Genomic DNA, 26,208 nt, shown 5'->3' with positions numbered 1-26,208 from the left:
TATCTCCTATGCCAAAACATGACCCACTCTTCCAAAGACCCCTCTTCTGACTTCTATGTTGTCGCTTATGAAGCTGGCGCCGAAAACCCGTCCCTCCCGACGTGGGGCAACAACTCGGTTAACCCCACTGATTTGTCTGAAGACCACCCCACCCATTCCATTGAGCGTCACTCTGTTGACGACGTTCCTGGAGCTTACCAATTACTCAACGTGCTTTCAGAAGCAGAATGCGAGCGTCTGAGCTCCCTGACCGAAACCCTGGGTTACCTGCCAGACGCGGCTGTTTCACTGCCGCGAAATATTCGTCACAACGACAACGTGGTGTGGATTACCGACGAGAAAACGGACACATTGATTTGGCAGAGAATCGCCACACTGGCAAATCAGGATTTGGACATATTTAACAACAAAAAAGCATTGGGTCTGAACGCCCGCTTTCGTTTTTATCGCTACCGGTCAGGAGATTATTTTAAGCCACACAGTGATGGTGCCTGGCCTGGCAGCCGTATCATCAATGGCGAGCTAGTCGCGAACGCCTACCCGGATCGCTTCAGTTATATGACCGTTTTACTGTTTTTGAATGATGATTTTGACGGTGGTGCAACACGCTTTTTAGTGAAAGCCAACAATCCCAAACAACCAGCGCGTCAAGGCGATCCAATTAAAACTATTGATGTCCGCACACCCGCAGGCGGCATACTCTGCTTCCCTCACGGAATGCATCCAATGCACTGTGTTCACAGCTCAGAGCCCATCCGTGAGGGCACAAAGTACATCATCCGAACAGACATGCTTTTTGAGCTGTGATGCCTTTTCTTGCCGGGTAATTGATTACACCACCCTTGGGGACTTCTTTCACATCAGCAGCGTTGTCATTGAACGCTGCTATTCTTACCCTCAACGCTGTTTTTCCTACGTCTCATCGATGTTTTCCTGAAAATCTATCTTGCATGGATCACTCACGCCAAAACCTAACATTCCACAACCTTTTCCTTTTGCTCTAAAGATCGATACAGTTATTCAATCCTGAACATTTCTTCTCTTGGCATTTTTAATGCTTGTCCTCTCACACCTGTGTACATTGTTATCCAACGATAATTCAGTAAACGTCCTAAACGCCACGACTAATCGAGTAACCTTAAGGAGCATTCATGGACACTCAAATGCTGATCGGCTCCAGTATGATAACTGGAGACGGCGAAGAACAGATTGTTCTCAACCCTAAAACCGCCGATGCGATCACTCAACTGCCAGAAGCAACATTGGCACAAGTGGATATGGCCGTAGCCGCGGCCACCCGAGCATTCCCGACCTGGTCGAAAACAACTCCGGAAGAACGTTCCCGCTATTTATTGGCCATTGCAGAACGACTTGAAGCTCAAAGCTACGAGTTCGCTGAATTGGAAGCCTTGGATTGCGGCAAGCCAATACTTGCCATGCGCGATGACGAGATGCCTCCCATCATTGACTGCTTTCGTTATTTCGCCGGCGCTGCTCGTAACCTTCAGGGATCAGTTGCAGGCGAATACATGCCCGGATTTACGTCAATGATACGTAGGGATCCGGTTGGGATTGTCGGCTCCATAGCACCCTGGAACTACCCGCTTATGATGATGGCCTGGAAATTGGCACCGGCATTGGCAGGTGGTAATACCGTTGTGTTTAAGCCTTCAGAAGAAACTCCACTTACCGCTTTAAAAATGGCCAAGTTGCTTGCAGAGGTCTTACCTGAAGGCGTGGTGAATATTATTTTAGGACGTGGTCAAACCGTCGGCAATGCGCTTATCAACCACCCTGGGGTACACATGGTGTCCATTACAGGTGACGTAGGTACCGGTAAAAAGGTCTTACAAGCAGCGGCTAACAACATAAAACGCACACATCTGGAACTCGGTGGTAAAGCACCGGTTATTATTTATAACGATGCAGATTTAAACAACGCAATCGATACTATTCGTACTTATGGATATTACAACGCCGGTCAGGATTGCGTGGCAGCCTGTCGAATTTATGCCGACAAATCCATCTATGATAATTTCGTCGCAGACCTTTCTAGTGCTGTCTCGTCGATTCGGTTTAATCAAAGCGACGACACACAAAACGAGATTGGCCCACTGGTCTCGCAACGTCAACGTGAGCGAGTCGCGGGCTTTGTAGAGCGAGCTTCTGAACACAAACACATTGAAGTGACTGCAGGTGGTAACAGAGCTGACAGCAACGGCTTTTTTTATGAACCAACTGTCGTTGCCGGAGCCCTGCAATCAGATGAAATCGTGAAGAAGGAAGTGTTTGGCCCTGTCGTATCAGTAACACCGTTTGACCAGAACAGTAATAACGTTCTGGATTGGGCAAACGATTCTGAATATGGTCTGGCCTCTTCCATATGGACCAAAGACATCTCCAAGGCCATGAAGGCTTCTGCAGACCTCAGATACGGCTGCACCTGGGTCAATACGCACTTCATGCTGTGCAATGAAATGCCCCATGGCGGACTAAAGCAGTCAGGCTACGGCAAAGACATGTCTCACTACGCTCTGGAAGATTACACTGTAGTACGCCATGTAATGATCAATCACGAATAAATCACTCTTTGCATATAAACCCCAGCAAAGCTCCCCACATTGGTGCCAAACCCAAAACCAAGGCACCAATAAAGACCACAAAACTCTTTAATTACCGCAGTGAAATGGAGCATTTTAAGGTTTCTTGACATCGAACTTTAGCCTGCATAGGCTAGGTTTAACTCTTCGAAATTGTTATTTTTTAATACCTGTTTTTTTATTATAACGCTTTGATTTCTTGTTACTGTCTCTTCAAAAACGGTTAATACAGAAAAACAGATTCTCACTTAACAGTTTCATTCAACGATACATACAGGTGGTTAGCTTTGGACACGATGCGCAGCATCAAAAATTCATTCCCCAGCGAAGAAGACCACAACCTTCTGCGTGAAGCGGACGCCAAACACCTATTGCACCCTTGGGCAGACCTAAGCACTCTCGGCGAACAAAACACCCTGATGATTCAGAATGCCAAAGGCGTTTACGTTTATGATTCCACCGGTAAGAAATATCTCGATGCGATTGGTGGTATGTGGTGTGTCACTCTGGGCTATGGCCATGAAGAATTAATTGAGGCGATGGCAGAACAGGCCAAAACAATGGCCTATTACACGCCCTTTGGTGATGTATCCAGCAGCCCCTCTGCACAACTTGCGCAGATGCTCGCGGAGCTAACTCCCGGTGATCTCAATCGAGCTCACTTTACCACCTGTGGTTCAACAGCTGTCGATTCTGCAGTACGGACAGCTCATTACTATTACGCTTGCCAAGGTCGTGCTAGCAAACGTCATGTTTTGTCCAGGCGCAACGCCTATCACGGCAGCACCTACCTCGCAGCGTCCCTGTGCGGAAAACTGGCTGATCGCACGCTATTTCAATACGAAAGTGACTTTATTCATCATCTGTCCAGCCCGGAATATGATCCGGATATTGCTGAAGAAAGTGCAGACTCTCGCCTTCAGTCATTGTTAGATGAAATGGAATCCGAGATTGCGCGCTTGGGCGCGGAGAATGTCGCATGCTTTATTGCTGAACCAATCCTGGCCTCAGGTGGAGTATTGGTTCCCCCGCCCGGTTATCAAGCTGCCACACGAGAAATCTGTCGCAAACACGACATTCTGTATATCTCAGATGAAGTTGTGACGGGCTTTGGTCGCTTGGGCCACTTCTTTGCTTCTGAAACTCATTTTGGCATCGTGCCAGACATGATCATTAGCGCCAAAGGCATCACCTCAGGCTATCAACCTTTAGGAGTTGTCATGATCTCTGACCGTATCTGCGAGACCATGAGTGCCCACGCCCCCGTGGATAAATCGGTATTCTCAAACGGTTATACCTATTCAGGACACCCAATCGCCTGCGCAACCGCCATCAAAAACATTGAGATTATGAAGCGCGACAAAATCTGCGAGCATGTTCAGGAGGTAGGCCCCTATTTTATAGACAAGCTACGCAGTTTGGTTGATTCGCCCATTGTGTACACCGTCCGAGGTGATCACTTGATGGCATGCGTTGAATGCTGGACAGGTAACGAAACAGGCCCCACAGCTCGCAATATGGCGCTTGCTCAACGTGTTGATGAATATTGTGAGCAAAATGGCTTACTCGTGCGTCCCTATGAAAACCTGTGCATTATGTCGCCGCCACTGATCGTAGAAAAATCAGATATTGATCGAATCATTTCGATTTTTTCTCAGGCACTGAATCGTGCACAAAGTGATTTAGACTCTGGCCGATTGGATTAACAACCATCGCAAGCAATATGACTCAGTAACACTGCCCTGTTCGAAGGGCCTGTTTTACGCTTGTATCAAGTATCCTTACAATATGGAGCCACCCTCATGACCGAGACTGCCATTATAAACTGCAAGGGACTTTCTACCGCCCTAACCGCCCTACGAATCAAACAAACGCTGATTACTGCTCCTAAGCAGACACACACCTCTTTGAAGATCTCAGTCAGCAACATTTGCGATCAGAATCAGTTGAAAAAGTCCTTGGGGGCACAAGCGTACAGCTTACAGTTTATTTGACAAACGCATTGATTCAGATCTGCTGTACAACCCAATACATCGTAGCTTTTCAAGTGCTTCCAAGTACGTGCAAGTACAGCCAAGTACGTACAAGTACGAGCAAGTAAACTCAAGTAGATCGTGCTCTTCAGTAGAAACTGAGTTTCAGCGTCGTTAGCCTCATACCCTCCAAAATTACGGACACTGTAAACAACCATGGACTCAATCCCAATTGACAGCACTGACGCCCCAATCAATCTATGGTGGCAACGTGATGATCTTAGTTTTCATCATGACCGACTGTTTCTCGGACAATGTGATTTGTCGGAACTTGCCAGTAAAGTGGGAACGCCGGCCTATGTTATCCGAGCCCCCAGAGTTCTTGAGAAATTAAACAGTTTACACTCCGCGTTTGATAAAGCCGGACTGGATCACCGAATTTTCTACGCCATCAAGGCAAACCGCTCCCCTAAACTATTAACCTATCTCGCCTCACAGGGACTGTGCGGTGCAGACGTGTGCTCCCCGGCAGAATTGATACAGGCTCTTTCGTGTGGCTTTCCCGAGGAAGATATATCGTTCACAGGGACATCGCTAAGCTCACAGGACATCAACACCCTGGCCAAATTCGATCGGCTGCGCATTAACCTCGATTCCCTCAGTGCTCTGGAGCGCATGGGACAAGCCAGCCCCGGTCGCGAGATTGGCATTAGAGTGAATCCTGACATTGGCATCGGCTATACAGGCAATGAAATGCTGCAATATAGCGGCATTGAAGCCACCAAATTCGGAATTTATCTGGACCGTTTACCTGAAGCCATTGCTCTTGCCAAAAAATATGATTTGAAAATTGTACGAGTCCATTTTCACGCAGGCTGTGGCTACCTCAATCGTGAGCTAAATCAACTCGCTGATGTCATCGCTGCAAGCAAAGCTTTTACAGAAGCTCTGCCGGATCTGCGCGAATTAAATATTGGTGGAGGCTTGGGTGTACCACATACGAAAGATGACACCCTACTTAACCTAGACCGTTGGGCCGAGGTTCTGGCGGATGCATTTTCAGGGAGCAAACTCAAAATTGCCGTAGAACCCGGAGACTTTTTAATCAAGGATGCCGGCATACTCCTTACAGAAGTCACGTACATTGAGCAGCGTAAAGATATCGAGTTTGTCGGATTGAATGCAGGCTTTAATCTGGCCATGGAACCCGCTTTCTACGGATTACCCTGCGAACCCGTTCCCACATATTTAAGCAGAAATGAAACCCGTAATTTTACACTGGTCGGTAATGTCAATGAGGCTTTGGATAAGTGGGCCGTCAATCATCCATTGCCAGCGCCTGAAGAAGGTGACGTTATCGCTCTGATCAATGCAGGCGGATACGCCTCATCCATGCGCTCTGATCACTGTTTACGAGGTGACGTTAAGGAAGTTTTGCTGCTCAAGTAACTGCTCAGTACTCACTGTTACTTTATCAATGTCATTCAACTTTTACTAATGACCCAAAAGGAACTCGAGAAGATGCTTACTACGGACCCTATCACCTCCCCGCCTACCACTCCTCCGAATCAACTGTCGGCCTCTCCGGAAGTTCCCAGTTTTGCCTTTGATCCTAATGACCCCTGGACAGCAACCTTCCAAAGAGGGTTACAAAGTGCGGGCCTGCAAGGCAAAAAAGCCTACGAAGTCGGCATCGGTACCGGCATTAATGCCATCTTTTTACTCACAGAATGCGAAGCTGAAGATGTCTCTGGCAGTGATCTCGATCCACGACTCATTGAACTTGCCGAATCGAATGTTCACTCTATGGCCCCTGAATTTTCACATCGTTTTAATCCGGTGCGCGGTGCAGTGAGTTTGATCGATACCGACGAAGCGCACTCCGTGGTTAGGGATGCGGATGTAGTGATAGCTTCGTTGCCTCAGGTGGGCGAGCCAGGAGACAGCCGAATAGCTGCTATTCGCGAAGCACTTCAGGTTCCGTTACCGAATGGCGCGGAGGACGTCGCCGACGATCATATCGCTCACTACTACCCCTGGATCGAATTTGATCAATACCCGTTCAACTCAGTAGGCTTAGGATTAAACGAAGCACTGTTAACACGTGTCAGAAAACACGCCCCGCAGGCCGAAGTTGTGATGAATTTTGGCTGTCGCATAGGATCAGAGATTATTTTCGATTGCTTTAAGGCCAATGGCTTTCAACCTGAGAAGTTAAGTTCTCAAATCGTCGAACAACACAGCGGCACTGATATTTCGTTTTTTATCGCGCTTGAAAAAACACTTCAAGGGACAGGGCTTGATCAGGATTTCAGATGCCGTTTTTATGCAGACAAAGACGCTACAAAGTCACTATCAGCGTGTGAAGCTCAAGAGCTTGTTAAGCAAAACCCCAACGCCTCACTGTTCCATGAAGTCTGTGTGATCCGGGGAACCCCTACTCCATAAAACCTCATACTGACAAACAATCAACAATCGTCTTTAACGGCACGGACGCCTAAAGCAAACTCTTCCGAAATGATGTCATTTCGGCTGGCACCCGCAAAAAAACACAACTTTTCCAGCGGCTTGATTGCCGATCTGGCTCCGCACAAAAACACCTTGGTTCCGCGTAAACTCGGCTGACTAGAGCGTATAGCGTGAATTAACTCAGGGTAATTATAGCTAGAAGCCTCATCTGATTGTCCGCCATCGGGATGAATGATGTGGACATTCAGCAAACTGCACTTCTTATCTAAAGCCAACAGCTTGTCACACAAATAGAGTTCTGCTGCCTCTCGCCCCCCAACAAAAAGATCAATTCGCTCTTCATGTTGCCGCGCCAAAGCCTCTTCCAGTATACCCAGTACTGGGGCCAATCCAGTACCGGTCGCAACTAACAACAGCGGCTTATCAAGACACTCAGCATCGTACACACAATGACCTACCGGCGGCGAAAGCCTAACGCGATCACCAACTCTCAGCACATCATGACACCAAGCACTCACCAAGCCCTGATCATGGCGTCGTATATGCAAAACTATAACGCCATCTCTTACCGGGTGACTGGCAATCGAATATGAGCGAGAAGATTGATCATCCATCCACAACAAAACATGCTGCCCTGGAGACCACGACCCTTCCACCTTTAAACGCACCTCCAATACCAAGGGTGACAGCATCCGGTGGCCTGTGACCTCTGCGATCCAGTCGGCATTATGATCAGGCAACTCCACCCTCAAACTCTGCTCAGTTGAAGCTTCAGGAAAACAACAGCAGGATAGAAAGTGATGATCCTGGATCTGTTGAGCACTGAGACCTTGTTGAGCCTCAGAGCGCACAGAATCAGATTGAGATAAAAAGGATTCATCGCCTTTGAGTAAACAGGACTGACACAAGCCCGCCCGACAACTGTTGGGCACCTTGTGGCCATAACGAAGTAAAGCCTCAAGTACGGACTCGCCCTCTTGCAGCTCTACCAGCTGATTTTGAAAATCAACTACGACTTCAGATTCCCTAGCTGCCACTTAGGCATCGACCTGTGAAAAAACAGGCTCAACTGGCAACCCCGAATGCAACCGAAACAGTTTGTCCGGCAAGGTAATGGCCTTTTCTTCTTCATCCAGAAAGAAATCAACCCGTGGCTGAATATCTTCATCAGCATAGGATTGGGCCAAGGTAAGGTAATCTTTGAAATGCCGGGCCTCGGACTTCAGCAGAGACAGATAAAACTTATTCAGTTCAGCATCCAGATGTGGAGCCAGTGCATCAAACCGCTCGCAAGATCTTGCCTCTATAATTGAACCCACAATCAGGGTATCAATGAAGTTTTCTCTCTGCTCCTTGCGAATGTGTTTCGACATCTTTGACGCATAGGTACTGGCTTTTAAAGGACGATAGACAATTCCCCGTTTTTTCAGAATCTTCAGTGCTTGCTCGAAATGCACCAGCTCTTCCCGAGCCAGGCGACTCATTTTATTGAGCAAATCGATTTTAGAGGGATTTTTAGCCATCATGGTCATAGCTGACTGGGCCGCCTTCAGTTCATTCGCAGCATGATCCAGCAGAACTACTTCCAGCTCTTCCAAAGCACGATCAATCCACACTTGCGGGGTACGACAGCGAAGAAACTCCAAAACGGGGGTAATTGAAACTGCACTCATGAAAATCAGAATCCGTAAAAGAGTTTAGGCATTAAGCCGCTGGGAAATATCGATCATAGTGGGCGCAGGACAAGGTGTAATAATCCTGATCAATAGCCGCTTTGATCTTGACCAGGGAGGCTCCCTCCCACTCAGGCTGATAAGCCAATCCATACACCGACAGGTCGTGTATCTGGCTGGCTCCCGCTTTTAATAAGTTAAACACCCAACAATAAGCATCCTGATCTTCGTTAAACAGGATTTGCTGATGCTTGATAGCTGCCAACAACTGATCCTGATCTATAATCTGCAGCTTGTTGCTCACCACCTGCGCCAGAAACCCCTCCAGACGCTGCGCAATAAGAAGACGCTGTTCGTTGGAGTAGGCATTCCAATTAACCACTTCATGAGCGTAGCGCTTACAGCCACGACAGACCTGATCTCCAATACCTGTGGAGCAAACGCCCACACAGGGTGTTTTTACCCGTTTAAACATGCGCTTCTATTCTTCTCGCTTCTTGTATTCTTGGCAGACTTTTTCTATATAAACCACAACTGACTATATAAAAACCACTACCGACTATAGAAAGCTCATCGGCTCGGCATTCGACACGGTTACTTTTTGACCATGCCAGCACGAATATTGATTCACCTCAAAATGGACTGCCGGATTATATGACATCATACTTTGGATAGCAGCCACTCGCGAGGAAAGGAGAGACCAAGATGGCCGGTGAGTTTTTGATCGCAAAAAATCAAATCCAGCAAGCCCTGACAGAGGCAGAAACCGACAGCAGCATGAGCACTGAGGCCATGAATCGAGCCCTATTAACCGAGATGCTGAGTCAGCTGGCCAAGCACCATACCCCAGAGGAACTCAAGGCCCTATTGCTCTATCAACTGGAGCAAATTTCAGAGGATGAGTTTGTGATTACCCGTGGTTGCTAAGCAGCAACAGTATTCGGCTAGATTTTTACCCGTACTGCCCTTCAGATGTCATAAAACGCTACTATTCTTAAGTAATGGCACAGAGCCTCTGTGCCTCGAGTAAGCTTTTAAACAGCTCACTCCGTGACCTTTAAGGGCTTCATTTCTGGCATTAAAATCATTATTTGTCCCACTTATAATGATTATAAGTAGCTGATTTCCAAGAGAACTTAACTAAAGTTAGGCTTTGGTGTACAATTCGCGCCCCGTTAAGGGTGGATTTTGTAGTCAAACTACCTAATGATCGGCTGGATAAATCCTTGGGTTGCCACCTAGATGCAGCAGCAATCGCTAGTAGTCAGCCATCAATAGTAGCAAGCGACGCAGTGCAAACAGACGACGTAGTGCAAAGAAGCCCCCTTATACCCATCGATGTGGGTCATCGATAACCTCACTGCCCAGAGATCCTGTGGCGTGAGTAAACAACGACATATAAGCGGAATCAACCGTGCTAGAAGCCTTCAGGAGGTTTAAATGAGCCTATATTCAGAATATCTGGATGAAATCGCCACCCGTAAAAAGGATCTGGGGTTGAATCCCAAGCCGATCGACAGTGCTGAACTGCTGTCAGAAATCATTGCCCAAATCAAAGATACCGGCAATGAGCACCGTGAAGATTCTCTGAAGTTCTTCATCTACAACACCCTCCCCGGCACCACTCCTGCCGCCGTTGTTAAAGCAAAGTTTCTGAAAGAGATCATCCTCGGCCAAGAGTCCGTTGCAGAAATCACGCCTGAATTCGCCTTCGAACTGCTGTCACACATGAAAGGCGGCCCGTCTATCGAAGCCCTGCTGGATCTGGCCCTGTCGGCTGATGAAGCTGTTGCCAAGCCAGCCGCTGAAGTCCTGAAGACTCAGGTATTCCTGTACGAAGCTGACTATGATCGTCTGGAAGAAGCTTATAAAGATGGCAGTGCTATCGCCAAAGAGATTCTGGAAAGCTACGCAAAAGCAGAATTCTTTACCAAATTGCCAGAAGTTGAAGAAAAGATCGAAGTGGTTACCTATATCGCTGCTGAAGGTGATATTTCTACCGACCTGTTGTCTCCAGGTAACCAGGCTCACTCCCGCGCCGACCGCGAACTGCACGGCCAGTGCATGATTACCCCTGAAGCTCAGCAAGAAATTGTTGCCCTGCAGAAGAAGCATCCAAACGCCAAGGTCATGCTGATCGCCGAGAAAGGCACCATGGGCGTTGGTTCATCCCGTATGTCTGGCGTGAACAACGTAGCCTTGTGGGCCGGCAAGCAAGCCAGCCCGTATGTTCCTTTCATCAACATTGCGCCCGTAGTTGCCGGTACCAACGGTATTGCTCCTATCTTCCTGACCACGGTTGATGTAACCGGCGGTATCGGTCTGGATCTGAAAAACTGGGTTAAGAAAGTCGATGCCGACGGCAACGCCGTAACCGACGAGAACGGCGATCCAGTACTGGAAGAAGCCTACTCTGTAGCCACCGGAACCGTTCTGACTATCGATACCAAAGCCAAGAAGCTGTACAACGGCGACAAAGAGCTTGTCGACGTGTCTGGCGCTTTCACTCCCCAAAAAATGGAGTTCATGAAAGCTGGCGGCTCCTACGCCGTTACCTTCGGTAAGAAGTTGCAAACATTTGCTGCCGAAGCACTTGGTATTGAACCTGCACAGGTTTACGCACCTTCAAAAGAAATTTCTCACGAAGGCCAGGGTCTGACCGCAGTTGAGAAAATCTTTAATCGTAATGCCGTCGGTGTTAACTCCAAGACTCCACTGCACGCCGGTTCCAACGTTCGCGTTAAGATCAATATCGTAGGTTCCCAGGACACCACCGGTCCTATGACAGCTCAGGAGCTGGAAGCGATGGCTGCTTCTGTGATCTCTCCAAGCGTCGACGGTGCTTACCAGTCTGGCTGTCACACAGCCTCTGTTTGGGATGCCAAGGCCAAGGCTAACATCCCTAAACTGATGTCCTTTATGAACAACTTCGGTCTGATCACGGCTCGTGACCCCAAGGGTGTTTACCCTGCCATGACCGACGTCATTCACAAAGTACTGAACGACATCACAGTAGACGATCGCGCGATCATCATCGGCGGTGACTCCCACACCCGCATGTCCAAAGGCGTTGCTTTCGGTGCCGACTCCGGGACTGTAGCCGTGGCACTGGCCACTGGTGAGTCAGCCATGCCAATCCCTGAGTCTGTTAAGGTCACCTTCAAGGGGCAGATGCAGCCACACATGGATTTCCGTGATGTCGTACACGCGACCCAGGCTCAGATGCTGAAGCAGTTCAAAGGCGAGAACGTGTTCCAGGGCCGTGTCATCGAAGTACAGATCGGTACTCTGATGGCCGACCAGGCCTTTACCTTCACTGACTGGACTGCAGAAATGAAGGCCAAGGCCTCTATCTGTATCTCTGACAATGAAACCATGATCAAGTCTCTGGAGCTGGCCAAGTCACGCATTCAGATCATGATCGACAAGGGCATGGAAAACCGCGACAGCATGTTGCAACGCCTGATCGACCTGGCTGACAAGCGTATCGCTGAAATTCAGTCTGGCGAGAACCCGGCTCTGGCTCCAGACAACAACGCCAAGTACTTCGCAGAAGTCGTTGTCGATCTGGATCAAATCGACGAGCCAATGATCGCTGACCCGGACGTTAACAACGAAGACGCTTCCAGACGTTATACCCACGACACTATCCGCCCTGTTTCCTACTATGGCGGCACCAAGACCGTTGACCTGGGCTTCGTCGGTTCCTGTATGGTTCACAAAGGTGACATGCAAATCATCGCTCAAATGCTGCGTAACCTGGAGAAGAAAGGTGACATCACCTTTAAAGCGCCACTGGTTGTTGCACCACCTACTTACAACATCGTTGACGAGCTGAAAGCCGAAGGCGATTGGGCACTGCTGCAGAAGTACGCCGGTTTCGAATTTAACGACAATGATCCTAAAGGCGCTGCTCGTACCAAATACGAAAACATCCTGTATCTGGAGCGTCCTGGCTGTAACCTGTGTATGGGTAACCAGGAAAAAGCGGAACCCGGAGACACTGTACTGGCCACCTCTACCCGTCTCTTCCAGGGTCGCGTGGTAGCTGATACATCCGAGAAGAAAGGTGAATCCCTGCTGGGCTCCACCCCTCTGGTTGTTCTGTCAACTATCCTGGGTCGTACTCCAACTATCGAGGAGTACAAAGAAGCCGTTGAGGGTATTAACCTGACCGACTTCGCTCCACCCTCTGCTGACCTGGCTGTAGAAGCCGAGCCAGTGCGCATTGTTGGCTAAGCTCAGTGTCTTGCAGTTAAACTTGGGAAACGCTAATTGGCAATAAGCCAATTGGCTTTGCAAGAATTGCCTGGCAAGAATATAAGCCCCGCAGACTAACCCTGCGGGGCTTTTTTCATTTTGGTCTCCCTGTCTCAGCCCCAACTCATGTAACCCTTCATATCTAAACCTCCCTCTTGCTCGCTATGCTGAATAGAGGACAAACCCAATCATCTACAATAAAACCCGTTCCTACGGTGTGTTTGTACCCTTATTTTTCCGTCAGCCTCTCCCTTTATCACATTCAAAGTACTCTGATGTCGCCAAACCGCCTTTTGGGGGTATTTTTCGTCTCATAGCCTCAAAAAAAATGAAAAAAAATTAACTGAATAAAGCCTCAGAATAAGCCGAAACAACACTCAAATAACCACCACCTTTTCTATAAATATCAGCCACTTACAAACAGAAAAAGCAAACTGACCTTAACTGGAAAACAGTACCTCAATATCCGGTGCAAATTCAGACGCCCAAAGAGTCAAATTTTTCTGGCAGGGTTATTTTTTTTCATACAGAATGCGCGCCGCTCTAGTGGTCGCCCTGAAAACTGCGCCCATTTAGTCAAAAATATCGGCGTATAAGCCACCACCCCAAGATTGCTGCTTCAGGAGAACGAGATTGACTCAGCGACGCGACCCGGAATGGACCACCGAAGACTCCAACCAACTTTATGGTATTGATCGGTGGAGTAACGACTATTTTGGCCTGGACAACAAAGGTCAGGTCACTGCGCGCACCCTCAACGCCGAAGTCCCGTTAATGGACATCGTCAAAGGCATGACCGAGCGCGACCTGCAGATGCCGGTCGTACTGCGTATTGAGAATATCCTGGACGCTCAATTGTTTCGTCTGAACGAGGCCTTTCGCTCAGCCATCGAAAGCTCTGAGTATCAGGGAGTCTATCGCGGTGTCTACCCGATTAAGGTCAATCAGCAGGCTCAGGTAGTTGAAGAGATTGCAGCGTTTGGCGCCCGCTACCAGCACGGCTTTGAAGTGGGCAGTAAACCCGAAATGATTGCCGCTCTGGCGACTCTGAACGAGCCTGGCAGCCTGATCATCTGTAATGGCTATAAGGATCAGGAATTTTTCGATCTGGGCCTGAACGCCATTAAGTTGGGATTTAAGTGTTTCTTTGTCATTGAGACCCCCACCGAACTGCCCATTTTGATTGAGCGCAGTCGTGCCATTGGCGTTACGCCCTCGATTGGTGTGCGGGTCAAAATGACCACTCAGGTGAGCGGGCACTGGAACTCCACCAGCGGCGATCGCAGTGTGTTCGGTCTGACAACCAATCAGGTGATTCAGGTCGTCGACACGCTGAAACAGGAAGGCATGCTGGACTGCCTGCAGTTACTGCATTGCCATCTTGGATCACAGATTCCGAATATCCGTGACATCCGCAATGGCATTGTAGAGGCCTGTCGTTATTACACTGATCTGGTGAATGAAGGCGCTGCCCTCTCCCACATTGATCTCGGTGGCGGCCTTGCCGTGGATTACACCGGCAGCAAAGGTAATGACGAACAGAGCCGTAATTACAGCCTGAAAGAGTACTGTCTCGACATCGTCGAAACCATTAAGAGCACACTGGACCTTAGCGATATTCCTCACCCGACGATCGTCACGGAGTCCGGCCGTGCAACAGTGGCTTACTCATCTGTGCTGTTATTTAACATATTGGACGTTAATCATTTTGAGCCATCTGAAATTACTGTTGCCAAAAGCCAGGAGCCTTCACAACTTGAAGACCTGCGCTACACACTGGATGCTTTAAAACCAGGGCGGGAGCAAGAATCCTTTAACGACGCGCACTACTACCGTAACGAAGTGCGTGAGTTGTTTAAGCGTGGCCAAATTGATTTGCGCAGCCGGGCGACGGCGGACAATTTATTCCTGGCGATCATCCACCGCATTGCCGGGATGATTGATGATATGGAACAGGTTCCGACCGAGCTGGAAGGGCTCAAACTGTCTTTGGCCGATATTTATTACGGTAACTTCAGTCTGTTCCAATCATTACCGGATATCTGGGCCATTGATCAGCTGTTTCCCATCATGCCCATTCATCGGCTTGATGAAGAGCCCACCCGTCAGGCGGTACTGGCGGATATCACCTGTGATTGCGATGGCAAAATTGATCGTTTTATTAACCCACAACAGGGTTACAACAAAACTCTGGCATTGCATTCCATGAATGCCAGTGAAGAGTATTACCTGGGTGTGTTTTTGGTGGGCGCCTATCAGGAAACCTTAGGCGATTTACACAACCTGTTCGGCGATACCAACGTGGTCAGCGTGCGCATCAATCGCGACGGTAGCTATGATTTTGTTAAAGAGATTCATGGAGACACGATTTCAGACGTTCTGAACTACGTAGAGTACGAACCAAAGGAACTGCTGCTACGCTATCGTAATACTGCCGAAAACGCGGTTCGGGAAGGTCGTATTACCGCACGGGAAAGACAACAGATCATTCAGACCTTCAATGCCAGTCTGAACGGCTATACCTACTATGAAAAAGAAAACAATTAGTACGAGAAAGAAACCAATTAGCACGAAAAAGAAAACAACTGATACATTCACGTCAGTCACTGAGGATTAATCACATGGCAAAAGTTATTATCATCGGCGCCGGCGGTGTCGGTCAGGTTGTTACCCACAAATGCGCCCAACTACCGGAAGTGTTTACCGAAATCGTTCTGGCGAGCCGCAATGAAGACAAGTGCAAAAACATTGCCGCACAAATCGATGCTCCGATTAGAACGGCACAGGTCGACGCCGACAATGTTCCAGAACTGGTAGCCCTGTTCGAGCGCGAAAAGCCGTTTATGGTGATCAACGTGGCACTGCCCTATCAGGATCTGACCATTATGGACGCCTGCCTCGAAGCTGGTGTGCACTATATGGACACCGCCAACTACGAGCCGCTGGATACTGCCAAGTTCGAGTACCACTGGCAGTGGGCGTATCAGGAGAAGTTTGAGAAGGCAGGTCTGATGGCATTACTGGGTTCGGGTTTTGATCCGGGTGCTACCAATATGTTTACAGCGTACGCCGCGAAACACTACTTCGACGAAATCCATACGCTGGACATTATCGATGTCAACGGCGGTGACCACGGCTACCCGTTCGCCACCAACTTCAATCCGGAAATCAATATCCGTGAAGTAACGGCAGAGTGTCGCCACTGGGAAGATGGCCAATTCGTTGAGACGCCTGCGATGTCCCTCAAGCAGTCGTTCAGCTGTCCGGACGAAGTGGGAACCTACAACATCTATCGTATGTACCACGAAGAGCTGGAGTCGTTGACCAAGCACTTCCCGAGCCTGAAAAAAGCGCAGTTCTGGATGAGCTTTGGTGAGAGCTACCTCAAACACCTTGAAGTGCTGGGCAATGTCGGCATGACTGGCATTGAGCCAGTCAATTTCAATGGCGTTGAGATCGTGCCTATTCAGTTTTTGAAAGCCCTGCTGCCAGACCCGTCTACTCTGGGGCCTCGCACCGTCGGTAAAACCTGCATCGGCTGCGTGGTAAAAGGTGTTAAAGACGGCAAAGAAAAGAGCGTGTACGTCTACAACGTCAAGGATCACCAGGACTGCTACCGTGAAGTGCAATCCCAGGCGATCTCCTACACCACCGGTGTACCGGCAATGATTGGCGCCAAGATGATGATTGAAGGCAAATGGATGAAAGCCGGCGTTTGGAACATGGAGCAACTGGACCCTGATCCATTTATGGAAGATATGAATGCTCACGGTCTGCCATGGCAAGTGATCGAAGAACCTGGATTTGAATTAGTGTAATGTCAAAATGATACGTCATCGCGAGTGTTAACAAAGCAATCTATTGTGAGGCCATTTAAACTACAACCTGCCTTACATGGATTGCTGCGTGGCCTAAAGCCTCTACTGTTGGCGTTTTGCTCCTCGCAATGACGTTAATTTTCAGACTGAGAAATTACGAAATCATGATCAAAAGCCAAAGTTTTTACCAATTCGACCCAACCCGCGTGCCCTCCCCCTGCTTTGTGGTCGATGAAGTAGCTGTGCGTAAGAACCTGGAAATACTAAACCGGGTACAACGGGAGTCAGGCGCCAAAGTTCTGCTCGCTCTGAAGGCATTTTCGATGTTCAGTCTGGCACCGACCATAGGCCAGTATCTCAGCGGTACCTGCGCCAGCGGCTTGCACGAGGCCAAGCTGGGGCGTGAAGAGTTCAAAGGTGAAGTACACACCTTCAGCGCGGCCTTTACGGAAAAGGATTTACCGGAAATTTTACAGCTGTCAGATCACGTGGTGTTTAACTCGTTCAACCAGTGGCAACGCTTTCAGCCTCTGGTTCAAGAAGCAAAAACCCTGCGTTCAACTCTACAACGATCCCAGCTGGAGTTTGGTTTGCGGGTGAATCCTTTGCACTCCGAAGGCGCGACGCCCATTTACGACCCCTGCGCACCGGGATCGCGCCTGGGTATTCCAAAGTCGGCGTTTGAGGGCCAATCTCTGGAAGGCATTAGCGGTCTGCATTTCCACACTCTGTGTGAGCAAGGCTTTGGACCTTTGTCGCGAACTCTGGATGCTGTTGAAGCTCAATTCGCCGAATACTTTCCAAAGCTTAAGTGGATTAACTTCGGCGGTGGCCACCACATTACCGCCGAGGGCTACGATGTAGACCAGCTGATTGCACGCATCAAAGGCTTTCAAGACAAGTATGGTTTGCAGGTCTACATTGAGCCCGGAGAAGCCATCGCGATTCAGTCTGGTGTATTGGTCAGTGAAGTATTGGATGTTCTGAATTACCAGCAACCGCTAGCAATTCTAGACACATCCGCCACCTGTCATATGCCAGACACTTTGGAAATGCCTTATCGTGCCGAAATCTTTGGTGCTGGCGAACAGGCAGAGAAAAACCACTCCTATCGTCTGGGCGGACAAACCTGTTTAGCGGGTGATGTGATGGGCGATTACAGTTTTGATACGCCACTGCAAATTGGCCAGCGGTTGATGTTTGATGATATGTCCCACTACACCATGGTAAAAACCAGTACGTTTAACGGGATTGGTCTGCCGTCCATTGCTTTGTGGAATTCAGACACGGATGATCTGAAGATCATTAAGCAATTTGGCTATGAAGACTTTAAACAGCGCTTGTCGTAAAACAACAGCCGACAACAGCCTACAACAGCGATCTTAAACGTGTCTTAACTTCATATGGCCGCCTATATTTCCACCCTGCAGGGCCAGGTCAACACCGCCTGCAGGGCTTCGCCCTCTTCGCTAAACCCCTCAAAATAACTGTAATCCCCTTGTGGCCTGATACTTAAATGCACCCAACCGGTACTGGACTGACTGACTTTTGACAGGTCCACGCTGATGCTGTCACTGGACGATACCTCATGCAAAAAGTCATCTATCTCTCTGGCCTGTGACTGATTCAGGGATCCTTCATTATCCATCAGCGCCTGTAATCTGGGCACCAATGACAACTCGGGTTGGTCCTGTGGCGGGTCGTTGGAAATCGGCACCAGAATGCCTTCTGCCTGATATGCCGGATCGGTATCGCCGGACTTATTCCAATAGAGAACGCCACTCGGAGATAAAACGATAATTCCTGGCTGCTCCAGGGAATACAAACAGACTTTCTTCATGGTGACCTGATTCAAGCTTTGAGATGAGTGGAGAGACGTGCGTGGGCGGAGCTATCTGGCAACAAACCCTTGCATTAAGGCATCGTATACGCCGTTTTTTCTGATTTTGAGCAGGCCTTTATCCAGCGAGGCCGCGTATTTTTCAGAATCCGGGTTTTTGCGCGAAAACGCCACGTAAATATCACTGGTGTGATTAACCGCTCCTCGAGATAAGACATTGGCAGGCAGGTTCATATCCGACAAGGTGTAATCAACCACACGGTCAAACATCACCCCGACATCCACTCTCTGAGCCAACAGCATGCGGATTATTTGATGCTGGCGGGCAACGCTGACTTCGTTGAAACGCTGCCGCTGAGATTGGTAGATATCGCCGTATTCATAATCGATTATCGACGCAACGCTGGCGTCATCCGGTATGTCTCTGGCAGTTTGGTAGTCTTGTGAACTGCCGGCCTCGTAGTAGAAGGAAGCACTGGCGGTCAGTATGGGGGATTGGCCAAAAATAAAACGTTTTTCTGTGGAGGCCTGGCGCGTGACATTATAACCTCCGTCCAGATGACCGGCTTCCACATCGCTGAGAACACGAGCATATGGCTTAACGCTGATCTTAACTTTCTGCCCAACAGCCTCAAATGCTGCCTTAACAATTTCGGTGCTCAAGCCTAGACCGTACTGATCAGCATACGGTGGCCATCCGTCCTCAACACCAAGGTGTATCACGGTATCTGATGGCGTGAAGGCAGGCTCATTTCCCACAGCGTGCACGGCATTTATAGCGCCTACAAATAAGATGGCACCGATCACTCCTGCGAAAAAAACCTTAAGCCTTGACTGCTTATGAGGCAAGGCCTTGCACTCCATCACTAAAACGTCCGCCTTAACTATCCGTTAACCAGTTCGCTACCCGCTATCCATTTAGCCGCCGGCTATCCATTTAGCTGTCGGCTCCCCAGCTTTAAATCACCTAAAATGGTAACCTTGTCACATTTGATCAAAACCTAAACAGCTGGACAAGTCAAACTTTAAAGAATGCCTGAATATTGTCCTTTTCCCACATGGCATCCTGATAGCCAAGCTCCATGAGCTCGTCGATATAGGGCTTTTCAAACAAAAGGTAGCTGGTCGTTGCAGCGCCACCGGCCTTATTCGTCGCACCGGTAGAGCGTAAAAACATGCGAACGCTCCTCGGCATATGACGAATCTTTCTGCCCGCCAGTTTATCAAGCGCCTTACTGGGTGAGATAACCATCGTTTCAACGGGTCGCAGACGGGTTTTGTTTTCTTTCAACACCTCGTCTGGAATAAGCTTCAGCAGCGAATTAACACGCTCCAAGTGCTCCAGATCCCCTTCCAGGCTATCAATGAACGCACTATTGAACAGTTGTCCAAAGACCTGCCCAATGGATGGAGAATGTTTGAGACGTCGGGAATGTTGAGTTCGGCTCAGAGGGTCGCGATTATTGGACACACCAATCACGAAGATACGATCGGCCCCCATATGCAACGCCGGACTGATTGGCGCCACCTGACGCAGAGCCCCATCACCAAAGAAGTCTTCATTCAGTTTAACGGCTGGGAATAAAGCGGGAATTGCCGCGGAGGCCATCAAATGATCGAGCGTCAGCTTGGCCGACACCCCAATACGCCGATAACGACGCCAGCTTTCAACGGTTTTATCCCCCTGAAAAAAGCTGACGGACTCACCCGTGGAGTAATTCATCGCCGTAGTGCAAATAGCCTTCAGGTCACCGCGCTTAAGCCCCATTTCCAGCTGATCAAAATCAATATGATCAGTCAGGAATTTCCGCAAAGGCTCATTGTCCAGCAACGCCAGTGAGCGTTTTTTGCTCACTCCCTCATTAAACAGAGAGAAAAACAACCTGGCCGCCCCACCCAATAAAGCACTCCAGGAAGTTTTAAAGACTTTATCCGTGCTTAAATCCGCCCAGATATTATTCAGATCCGCCACTGCTTCGTAAAAGCTGCCGCTATGACCAGCCAGAGCCAAAGCATTGATTGCCCCAGCGGAAGTTCCACAAATAATCGGAAAAGGATTTCGAGTCGTCGCGGGTAATAATTCATTGACCGCAGACAGAACACCCACCTGATAGGCTGCTCGAGCACCGCCACCTGATAAAATCAGGGCATTTGTCACTTCACTCACTCCTTAACCGTAGATTTCCGACTGGGTGGAATTAAACAGGGGATGGTATCCACCTTCGACGGTGAATACCAGAGAGCGAGTGTACAATGAGCACTATAGCCTGTTTTAGAAAGCCAGGGCGGTAGGTCAGCAAACTTGTTAACGTGCTTATATTTCAGGCTTGATCAACGCAACCTTGTCCATCAGTTCGGCAAGACGCTTGACCTGCATTTTTGACATAACCCGACTGCGGTGGATTTCAACCGTTTTAATACTAATGCCAAGCTGCTCAGCAATTTCACGGTTTGCCATTCCTGAAATCACCAGTTTGGCAACATCCAGTTCTCGGCGGCTGAGCTGATTCCAGCAGGCTAAGGTCGCATTGGCCTCTCTCTGCTGTGTAAACTTCTCATCAACACCGTCGAGGGTTTTCTGAATTAATTCCAGCATGGCCGTATCTTCAAACGGCTTTTCAATGAAATCGACGGCCTGATTTTTCATCGCTTGCACCGCCACCGGAACATCACCGTGCCCGGTTATCATAATCACTGGAATGATTTCCCCGCGCTGTATCAGCTCCTGCTGCAACGCCAAACCGCTCATGCCAGTCATCCTGACGTCCAGCAGCAGACAGCCTGATTCCTGACGATAGCCGAGCAAAAAGTCCTCAGCACTTTCAAAGGCTTTCACTCGATAGCCAGCGCCTTCCAAAAGCCAGGCCAAAGACTCTCTAAAGTCCTGGTTGTCATCGACGATGAAAACGGTATGTTGGGTATTCACAGGTGTTCCTTAATTGTCTTTGTTTGATAATTCGTTTTTGTCTGATAAATCGTTTTTGTTAGGTAAATTGTCATCATTGGGTAAATTGTTTTCTCTGGGCAAACGTAAAGTAAACTGTGTTGATTGAGTACTGTCCGTATCCACCAGGATCTGACCGCCATGGGACTCGATGATGGAGCGGGAAATAGACAATCCCATCCCCAACCCTGTTTGTTTGGATGTCACATAGGGCTCGAAAAGCGTATCCCGCAAACTTTCGGGAATACCGCCAGCATAGTCTTCCAGAATCAGTTCGATTTGTGATTCCGTGGTCTGCAGCCGGACAGAGACCTTACGGGCCTCCTCTTCCATATCCTGATAGGCGTCCATACTGTTACGAATTACATTAAACAACACTTGCTGAATCTGAATTCGATCACCCATCATGTAGACATCGTCTTCCGGAACCGAATACTCAATTCTGACGCCGTTGCTCCACAAGTCGTGCCCCAGTAACTCTTCCACCTCTTCGAGCACCTGCTGAACGCTGAACACAGTTCGCTGGTAAGGCGTTTTTTTAACCAAACTGCGCAGTCGCTTGACGATATCTGCCGCCAACTGAGTCTGTTTGACCAGAATATCAAACACCGAGAGTAAACTGCTTTTTGGTAAATCCTGCCCGGACTCGAGTTTCCTTAGAGCACCACGCGCATAATTCAGCGTTGTCGCCAGAGGTTGATTAATTTCGTGGGCCAGACCACTGGCCATTTCACCCAGAGTCATCAGCCTTGAAGCATGAATCAGCTCAGATTGTTGATCCCGAACACGACGCTCAATCTGTTTTTGTTCGGTGTTATCCCTGAGAATCAGAGAAAAATAATTGCCCTCTTTGCCCAGCTCCGCACGGGAGTGGGTTAACACTTCTTCCAGTAATAAATAACGTTCGGGTGCTTGAGGTGCACGAATCCGCAACGCGCCATTCCAGCTACCCTTTTCTGCAGCAATTTCGAAAGCTTCACTCATCATCTTTTGATAGCTTTCTTCACCAAACAGATCTCTGAGATGCATGCGCTCACTCATCTGCTTTACTTTAAGCACATCACGCGTCGCCTGATTCATATGGCTCACACGCTGGTGGCGATCACAAAACAGCATCAGCGCAAAAGACGCCTCAACCACAGAAGCCAGACGCTGGTTGGCTTCTTCTGACATAACCTGTGCAGTAATATCCCGAGTGACCGCAATCACCTCTAACAGATTGCCCTGATCATCGCGGACTGAGCTGTGGGTCGATTCCATCCAGGTGTAGTGCCCGTCCTTATGACGACTGCGGTAGCGAAACGTTCTCGCACCGTGATGATAGATCGCGGGGATCAGCTTATTCCGCATCGCTTCGGCATCGTCTGGATGAAACAACTCATAGGCAGGCATACCCATCAGCTCGTCACGGCTGTAACCGGACATTCGCTCCAAAGCGGGATTGAGGGAGGTGTAGGCCCAGTCTCCGGGGCGGTGCGTGGTGATGATATCGCCAGAACGCTCAATCAGAAACTGATAGCGAGCATCTGAAGTGTGATTGCTGCCCGCAGGAGGCTGCCCCTCTGGAGACATACTTTGAGGAGACTGCCCTTCAAGCTTAGCGGGCACCTCTTCGGTTGTCGTCTTTGTCTGACTGGAGTCAGTCCGGGAAAAAGCCGCCATTGGTGTAGAATCCAAATTACTGGGAAACCCTCAATCTACCTCTCTGCCTAACCACATTCAATGCCCCAAGCCCGCCAATGCATGGGCAAACACCCCTACGACTGCCCTTTGTGTTGTCCCCATAAGCAAAAATAAGTATTTACCCCTATTTTTGCTTGAAGCCGCCTTTCCCTCTCAATATAGTGGTCACATAAATAATTATTATAGAAAAGGATTCCCTGACTTTTGCCAGTCTCCAATCCTTTATAAAAATAATAATATCGCAGAGAGGGCCTCCCCATGAGCAATACGCAATTTACTCTATCCAATCGCACCGCTTTGGTAACAGGCGCTTCCAGTGGCATTGGTGCAGCATTGGCACAAGGATTATCCGCTGCCGGGGCAACCGTTGTGCTCGCAGCCAGACGTGCAGACCGCATAGAGCAACTGGTGGATGAGATCGAATCCAAAGGCGGCAAAGCAGTTGCGGTGAATATGGACGTCACCCAGCGAGACAGCGTCAAAAGTGCATTTGATCTGGCAGAACGCTTTATTGGCACCATCGATATTGTCATCAATAACGCTGGGGTCGCCTCCCCCAAAAACTTTGCCCTGATCACAGATGAAGACCGTGATTTTGTCATGGACACCAACTTCAACGGTGTCTGGAATGTCGCTCAGGAAGCCGCTCAACGGATGATTCAAGCGGGCAAAAACGGCTCTATCGTCAATATTTCTTCTGTTTTGGGGCTGACGGCCAAACCCGGGCAAAGCTCCTACTGCGCCTCAAAAGGTGCAGTCATCCAGTTAACCCGCGCGATGGCACTTGATCTGATAAAACACAATATTCGGGTAAATGCTATTGCACCGGGCTGGTTTCAGACAGAGATGAATGAAGACTTCTTTGAATCCCCTGCAGGACAGCAGTACATTGAACAGATGCCAGCACGACGACTGGGTAATCTGAAGGAGCTTATAGGTCCAGTGCTAATGCTATGCAGCGAGGCAGGTTCTTTTGTGAATGGAGCGGTGATTCCCGTTGACGGCGCTATATCCGTTGCCGGTATTTAACAAGGATAGCGGGTACAGAGCAGGCTTAGAGCCAATGACCCCAAGCTACTTCTCTCAATGACAGAGCTCTTCCAATAATCCCCGCATCCAGACATTCGCCTTATCCTGATCCGCACTGGTGTGCCAATACAGGCTCCAATCCAGCGCAGGCAAAGAGAACGGCAGCTCCAGCACTTTCATATCATACTTCTGGGCCATACTCATCGGGATGGTCAAAGAAAGATCGGTACTGGCAACAATCATCGGCGCCACCTGATAGTGTTGAACCCGAGTCTTTACCTTGCGTCGACGCCCAAGACGGTTTAACGCCAGATCAACATAGCTCAACCCTTTACGGCGAGACGACACGGACACGTGATCCAGCGCCAGATACTCATCCATTGTCAGAGTGTCACCCACCGTTGGGTGATCTTTGCGCACGACACAAGCATAGCGCTGCTTAATCAAGGGTTTGGTGCACACCTGATTCCCCGAAATTAACGGCACATCAAGCGCAAAATCCAGCGTACCAGCGGCCAATTCTCGCTCTACCAGCTCTCTTGGCACGTTAAAGCACTCAATACTGACCCCGGGAGCCACTTCTTGCAGATGCTCGAGCAAGCCAGGCAGTATCATCGCCTCGCCCATATCATTCATGCTCAACCTGAATACCTTGTCCGACTGATCTGGACGGAACACCTCCCCTTCGGTCACACTGGTATTGAGTAACTGTAACGCTTCCTGCACCCGGCCGACGATATTTTCCGCCATTGGCGTCGGGCTCATGCCTTGAGAAGTTCTGACGAACAAGGGATCATCGAGAGTATTCCGCAAGCGACCCAGTGCGTTACTCACCGCTGGCTGTGTAATACACAACACTTCTGCGGCGCGGGTCAGATTACGTTGCTGATAGATCGCATCAAAAACAATAAAAAGATTCAGATCAACCTGGCTTAATCGCATATCTATACCTATACCTGTTCAGGACGGCTTTTCAGTCCAAACTCAAGCCTGTCCTTTTCGGATGCCACTGCTCACAATACTTGTCATTTACCGATAATTCGGCGTCTGATCAGTAAAATTACCGGACAAGACGGCACCCCGATCAACGTGTCAGGGTAATAAGATACATGAATATTCCCAGATTCACATAATAAATTTTTAATATAGTAATACCCACTCTATGCTCTGTTATCAATAAATAGACCTTCACGGGCAGCAGGAGCACTCTGAATGGCAGAACTTTATCTTGTCAGACATGGACAAGCGTCCTTTCGATCCGACAACTACGACAAACTATCTCCACTTGGTCATCAACAGGCCGAATGGCTCGGTGAGTACTACCGTGAACGCGGCTATGAATTCGACCGTATTCTGACCGGTGAATTGGTTCGTCACCGCGAAACTGCAGAAGGTATTGCCAAAGGCTTACAGCTGGAATCTCCAGAATTTAAAGTGTTTTCAGGCTTGAATGAATTTGATTTCCACAAGCTGTTCGATGCCTACGTCCTGCAACATCCTGAAGAAGCCTTGGCAGATGACGCTCCCGCTTCAGACTTTTACAAACTGCTGAAAAAAGGCATGAAGAAATGGGCTAACGGTGAACTGACTGAAGGCGTTGGTGAAACCTGGCAGGACTTCGAGGATCGCGTTCGACACGTTATTGAGACAATCCAGTCGGAGTTTCACGGTCAGAAAGTTCTGGCGGTCAGCTCTGGAGGAGCCATTGCCATGGTCCTGCGCCAAATCCTTCAGGCACCTAACCAAACCGTGATTGAGTTAAACCTCCAAATCAAAAATACCGCCATTGCCCACTGCTTCTTCAACCCCAAAGCTGTGCGCATGACTAGCTTTAACCATATTCCTCATTTGGACACACCAGAACGGGAACAGCACATAACTTACAGCTAGTTGCTTAGCGACTGCTGATCAACATCAAA

At 49.0% G+C, this 26,208-nt stretch carries 21 protein-coding genes; 12 read left to right on the top strand and 9 right to left on the bottom strand.

The genetic code is table 11. The annotated features are described in order from the left end of the window. The first annotated feature begins 18 nt into the window (after positions 1-18). The 5 genes from ACTG33_RS01615 to ACTG33_RS01595 all read left to right on the top strand — a co-directional run bounded on the left by ACTG33_RS01615 (position 19) and on the right by ACTG33_RS01595 (position 7,021). Complete coding sequence (locus ACTG33_RS01615) at positions 19-807, top strand: oxidoreductase (protein WP_439133420.1); 789 nt, start codon at positions 19-21, stop codon at positions 805-807. A 344-nt stretch (positions 808-1,151) separates the two neighbouring features. After that, complete coding sequence (locus tag ACTG33_RS01610; RefSeq protein ID WP_439133419.1) at positions 1,152-2,582, top strand: gamma-aminobutyraldehyde dehydrogenase; 1,431 nt, start codon at positions 1,152-1,154, stop codon at positions 2,580-2,582. Between the two features lie 314 nt (positions 2,583-2,896). Continuing rightward, on the top strand, positions 2,897-4,306 hold the full coding sequence (locus ACTG33_RS01605) for an aminotransferase (protein WP_439133436.1): 1,410 nt from the start codon (positions 2,897-2,899) through the stop codon (positions 4,304-4,306). A 483-nt stretch (positions 4,307-4,789) separates the two neighbouring features. After that, on the top strand, positions 4,790-6,022 hold the full coding sequence (locus tag ACTG33_RS01600; protein ID WP_439133418.1) for a diaminopimelate decarboxylase: 1,233 nt from the start codon (positions 4,790-4,792) through the stop codon (positions 6,020-6,022). Between the two features lie 72 nt (positions 6,023-6,094). Continuing rightward, positions 6,095-7,021 carry a hypothetical protein gene (locus ACTG33_RS01595; RefSeq protein WP_439133417.1) on the top strand — a complete coding sequence of 309 codons (927 nt, stop codon included), beginning with the start codon at positions 6,095-6,097 and terminating at the stop codon, positions 7,019-7,021. A 20-nt stretch (positions 7,022-7,041) separates the two neighbouring features. Here the strand turns inward: ACTG33_RS01595 and ACTG33_RS01590 are convergent, their stop codons facing one another. Genes ACTG33_RS01590 through ACTG33_RS01580 form a run of 3 tightly spaced genes read right to left on the bottom strand, consistent with a single transcriptional unit; the run spans position 7,042 to position 9,190 of the window. Continuing rightward, entirely contained in the window at positions 7,042-8,079 is a 1,038-nt protein-coding gene (locus ACTG33_RS01590) for a 2Fe-2S iron-sulfur cluster-binding protein (protein ID WP_439133416.1), read from the bottom strand. Next, on the bottom strand, positions 8,080-8,715 hold the full coding sequence (locus tag ACTG33_RS01585; protein WP_439133415.1) for a tRNA-(ms[2]io[6]A)-hydroxylase: 636 nt from the start codon (positions 8,713-8,715) through the stop codon (positions 8,080-8,082). It abuts the gene before it with no gap. Positions 8,716-8,746: 31 nt separating this feature from the next. Further along, positions 8,747-9,190, bottom strand: coding sequence for a DUF1289 domain-containing protein (locus ACTG33_RS01580; protein ID WP_439133414.1), 444 nt, complete (start codon positions 9,188-9,190; stop codon positions 8,747-8,749). 230 nt (positions 9,191-9,420) lie between these two features. On the opposite strand from ACTG33_RS01580, the gene ACTG33_RS01575 reads away from it, so the two are divergent. From ACTG33_RS01575 to nspC, 5 genes are all read left to right on the top strand, one after another. Then, positions 9,421-9,642, top strand: coding sequence for a hypothetical protein (locus ACTG33_RS01575; protein WP_439133413.1), 222 nt, complete (start codon positions 9,421-9,423; stop codon positions 9,640-9,642). Between the two features lie 513 nt (positions 9,643-10,155). Then, positions 10,156-12,954: a bifunctional aconitate hydratase 2/2-methylisocitrate dehydratase gene (locus ACTG33_RS01570; protein WP_439133412.1), complete on the top strand. Its 2,799-nt coding sequence runs from the start codon at positions 10,156-10,158 to the stop codon at positions 12,952-12,954. A gap of 654 nt (positions 12,955-13,608) precedes the next feature. Beyond that, positions 13,609-15,522 carry a biosynthetic arginine decarboxylase gene (gene speA, locus ACTG33_RS01565; protein WP_439133411.1) on the top strand — a complete coding sequence of 638 codons (1,914 nt, stop codon included), beginning with the start codon at positions 13,609-13,611 and terminating at the stop codon, positions 15,520-15,522. 74 nt (positions 15,523-15,596) lie between these two features. Beyond that, positions 15,597-16,793, top strand: coding sequence for a saccharopine dehydrogenase C-terminal domain-containing protein (locus ACTG33_RS01560; RefSeq protein ID WP_439133410.1), 1,197 nt, complete (start codon positions 15,597-15,599; stop codon positions 16,791-16,793). 164 nt (positions 16,794-16,957) lie between these two features. Then, positions 16,958-18,142, top strand: a complete 1,185-nt coding sequence (gene nspC / locus ACTG33_RS01555; RefSeq protein ID WP_439133409.1) for a carboxynorspermidine decarboxylase — start codon at positions 16,958-16,960, stop codon at positions 18,140-18,142. A gap of 62 nt (positions 18,143-18,204) precedes the next feature. Here the strand turns inward: nspC and ACTG33_RS01550 are convergent, their stop codons facing one another. The 5 genes from ACTG33_RS01550 to ACTG33_RS01530 form a co-directional block, all read right to left on the bottom strand. Continuing rightward, positions 18,205-18,633: a DUF6210 family protein gene (locus ACTG33_RS01550; RefSeq protein WP_439133408.1), complete on the bottom strand. Its 429-nt coding sequence runs from the start codon at positions 18,631-18,633 to the stop codon at positions 18,205-18,207. Between the two features lie 51 nt (positions 18,634-18,684). Beyond that, positions 18,685-19,497, bottom strand: coding sequence for a substrate-binding periplasmic protein (locus tag ACTG33_RS01545; RefSeq protein WP_439133435.1), 813 nt, complete (start codon positions 19,495-19,497; stop codon positions 18,685-18,687). Positions 19,498-19,651: 154 nt separating this feature from the next. Continuing rightward, positions 19,652-20,800, bottom strand: coding sequence for a patatin-like phospholipase family protein (locus ACTG33_RS01540; protein WP_439133407.1), 1,149 nt, complete (start codon positions 20,798-20,800; stop codon positions 19,652-19,654). 147 nt (positions 20,801-20,947) lie between these two features. After that, on the bottom strand, positions 20,948-21,559 hold the full coding sequence (locus tag ACTG33_RS01535; RefSeq protein ID WP_439133406.1) for a response regulator transcription factor: 612 nt from the start codon (positions 21,557-21,559) through the stop codon (positions 20,948-20,950). 9 nt (positions 21,560-21,568) lie between these two features. Beyond that, the gene (locus tag ACTG33_RS01530; protein WP_439133405.1) at positions 21,569-23,254 is read right to left on the bottom strand and encodes a PAS domain-containing sensor histidine kinase; all 1,686 of its coding nucleotides are present in this window, start codon (positions 23,252-23,254) and stop codon (positions 21,569-21,571) included. Between the two features lie 264 nt (positions 23,255-23,518). Here ACTG33_RS01530 and ACTG33_RS01525 point away from each other — a divergent pair, with 264 nt between their 5' ends. Further along, positions 23,519-24,289, top strand: a complete 771-nt coding sequence (locus ACTG33_RS01525; protein WP_439133404.1) for an SDR family NAD(P)-dependent oxidoreductase — start codon at positions 23,519-23,521, stop codon at positions 24,287-24,289. 54 nt (positions 24,290-24,343) lie between these two features. Here the strand turns inward: ACTG33_RS01525 and ACTG33_RS01520 are convergent, their stop codons facing one another. Further along, positions 24,344-25,231: a LysR family transcriptional regulator gene (locus ACTG33_RS01520; protein WP_439133403.1), complete on the bottom strand. Its 888-nt coding sequence runs from the start codon at positions 25,229-25,231 to the stop codon at positions 24,344-24,346. Positions 25,232-25,501: 270 nt separating this feature from the next. Between ACTG33_RS01520 and ACTG33_RS01515 the strand changes: the two genes are divergently transcribed. Then, positions 25,502-26,179 (top strand): histidine phosphatase family protein, encoded by a 678-nt coding sequence (locus ACTG33_RS01515; RefSeq protein WP_439133402.1) that lies wholly within the window; start codon positions 25,502-25,504, stop codon positions 26,177-26,179. The last annotated feature ends 29 nt before the right edge of the window (positions 26,180-26,208 follow it).

The sequence above is a fragment of the Pseudomaricurvus sp. genome, assembly GCF_965662505.1.
Lineage (GTDB): Bacteria > Pseudomonadota > Gammaproteobacteria > Pseudomonadales > Cellvibrionaceae > Pseudomaricurvus.
Note: the sequence above shows the minus strand (reverse complement) of the source record. Positions and strands in the feature narration are given on the sequence as shown.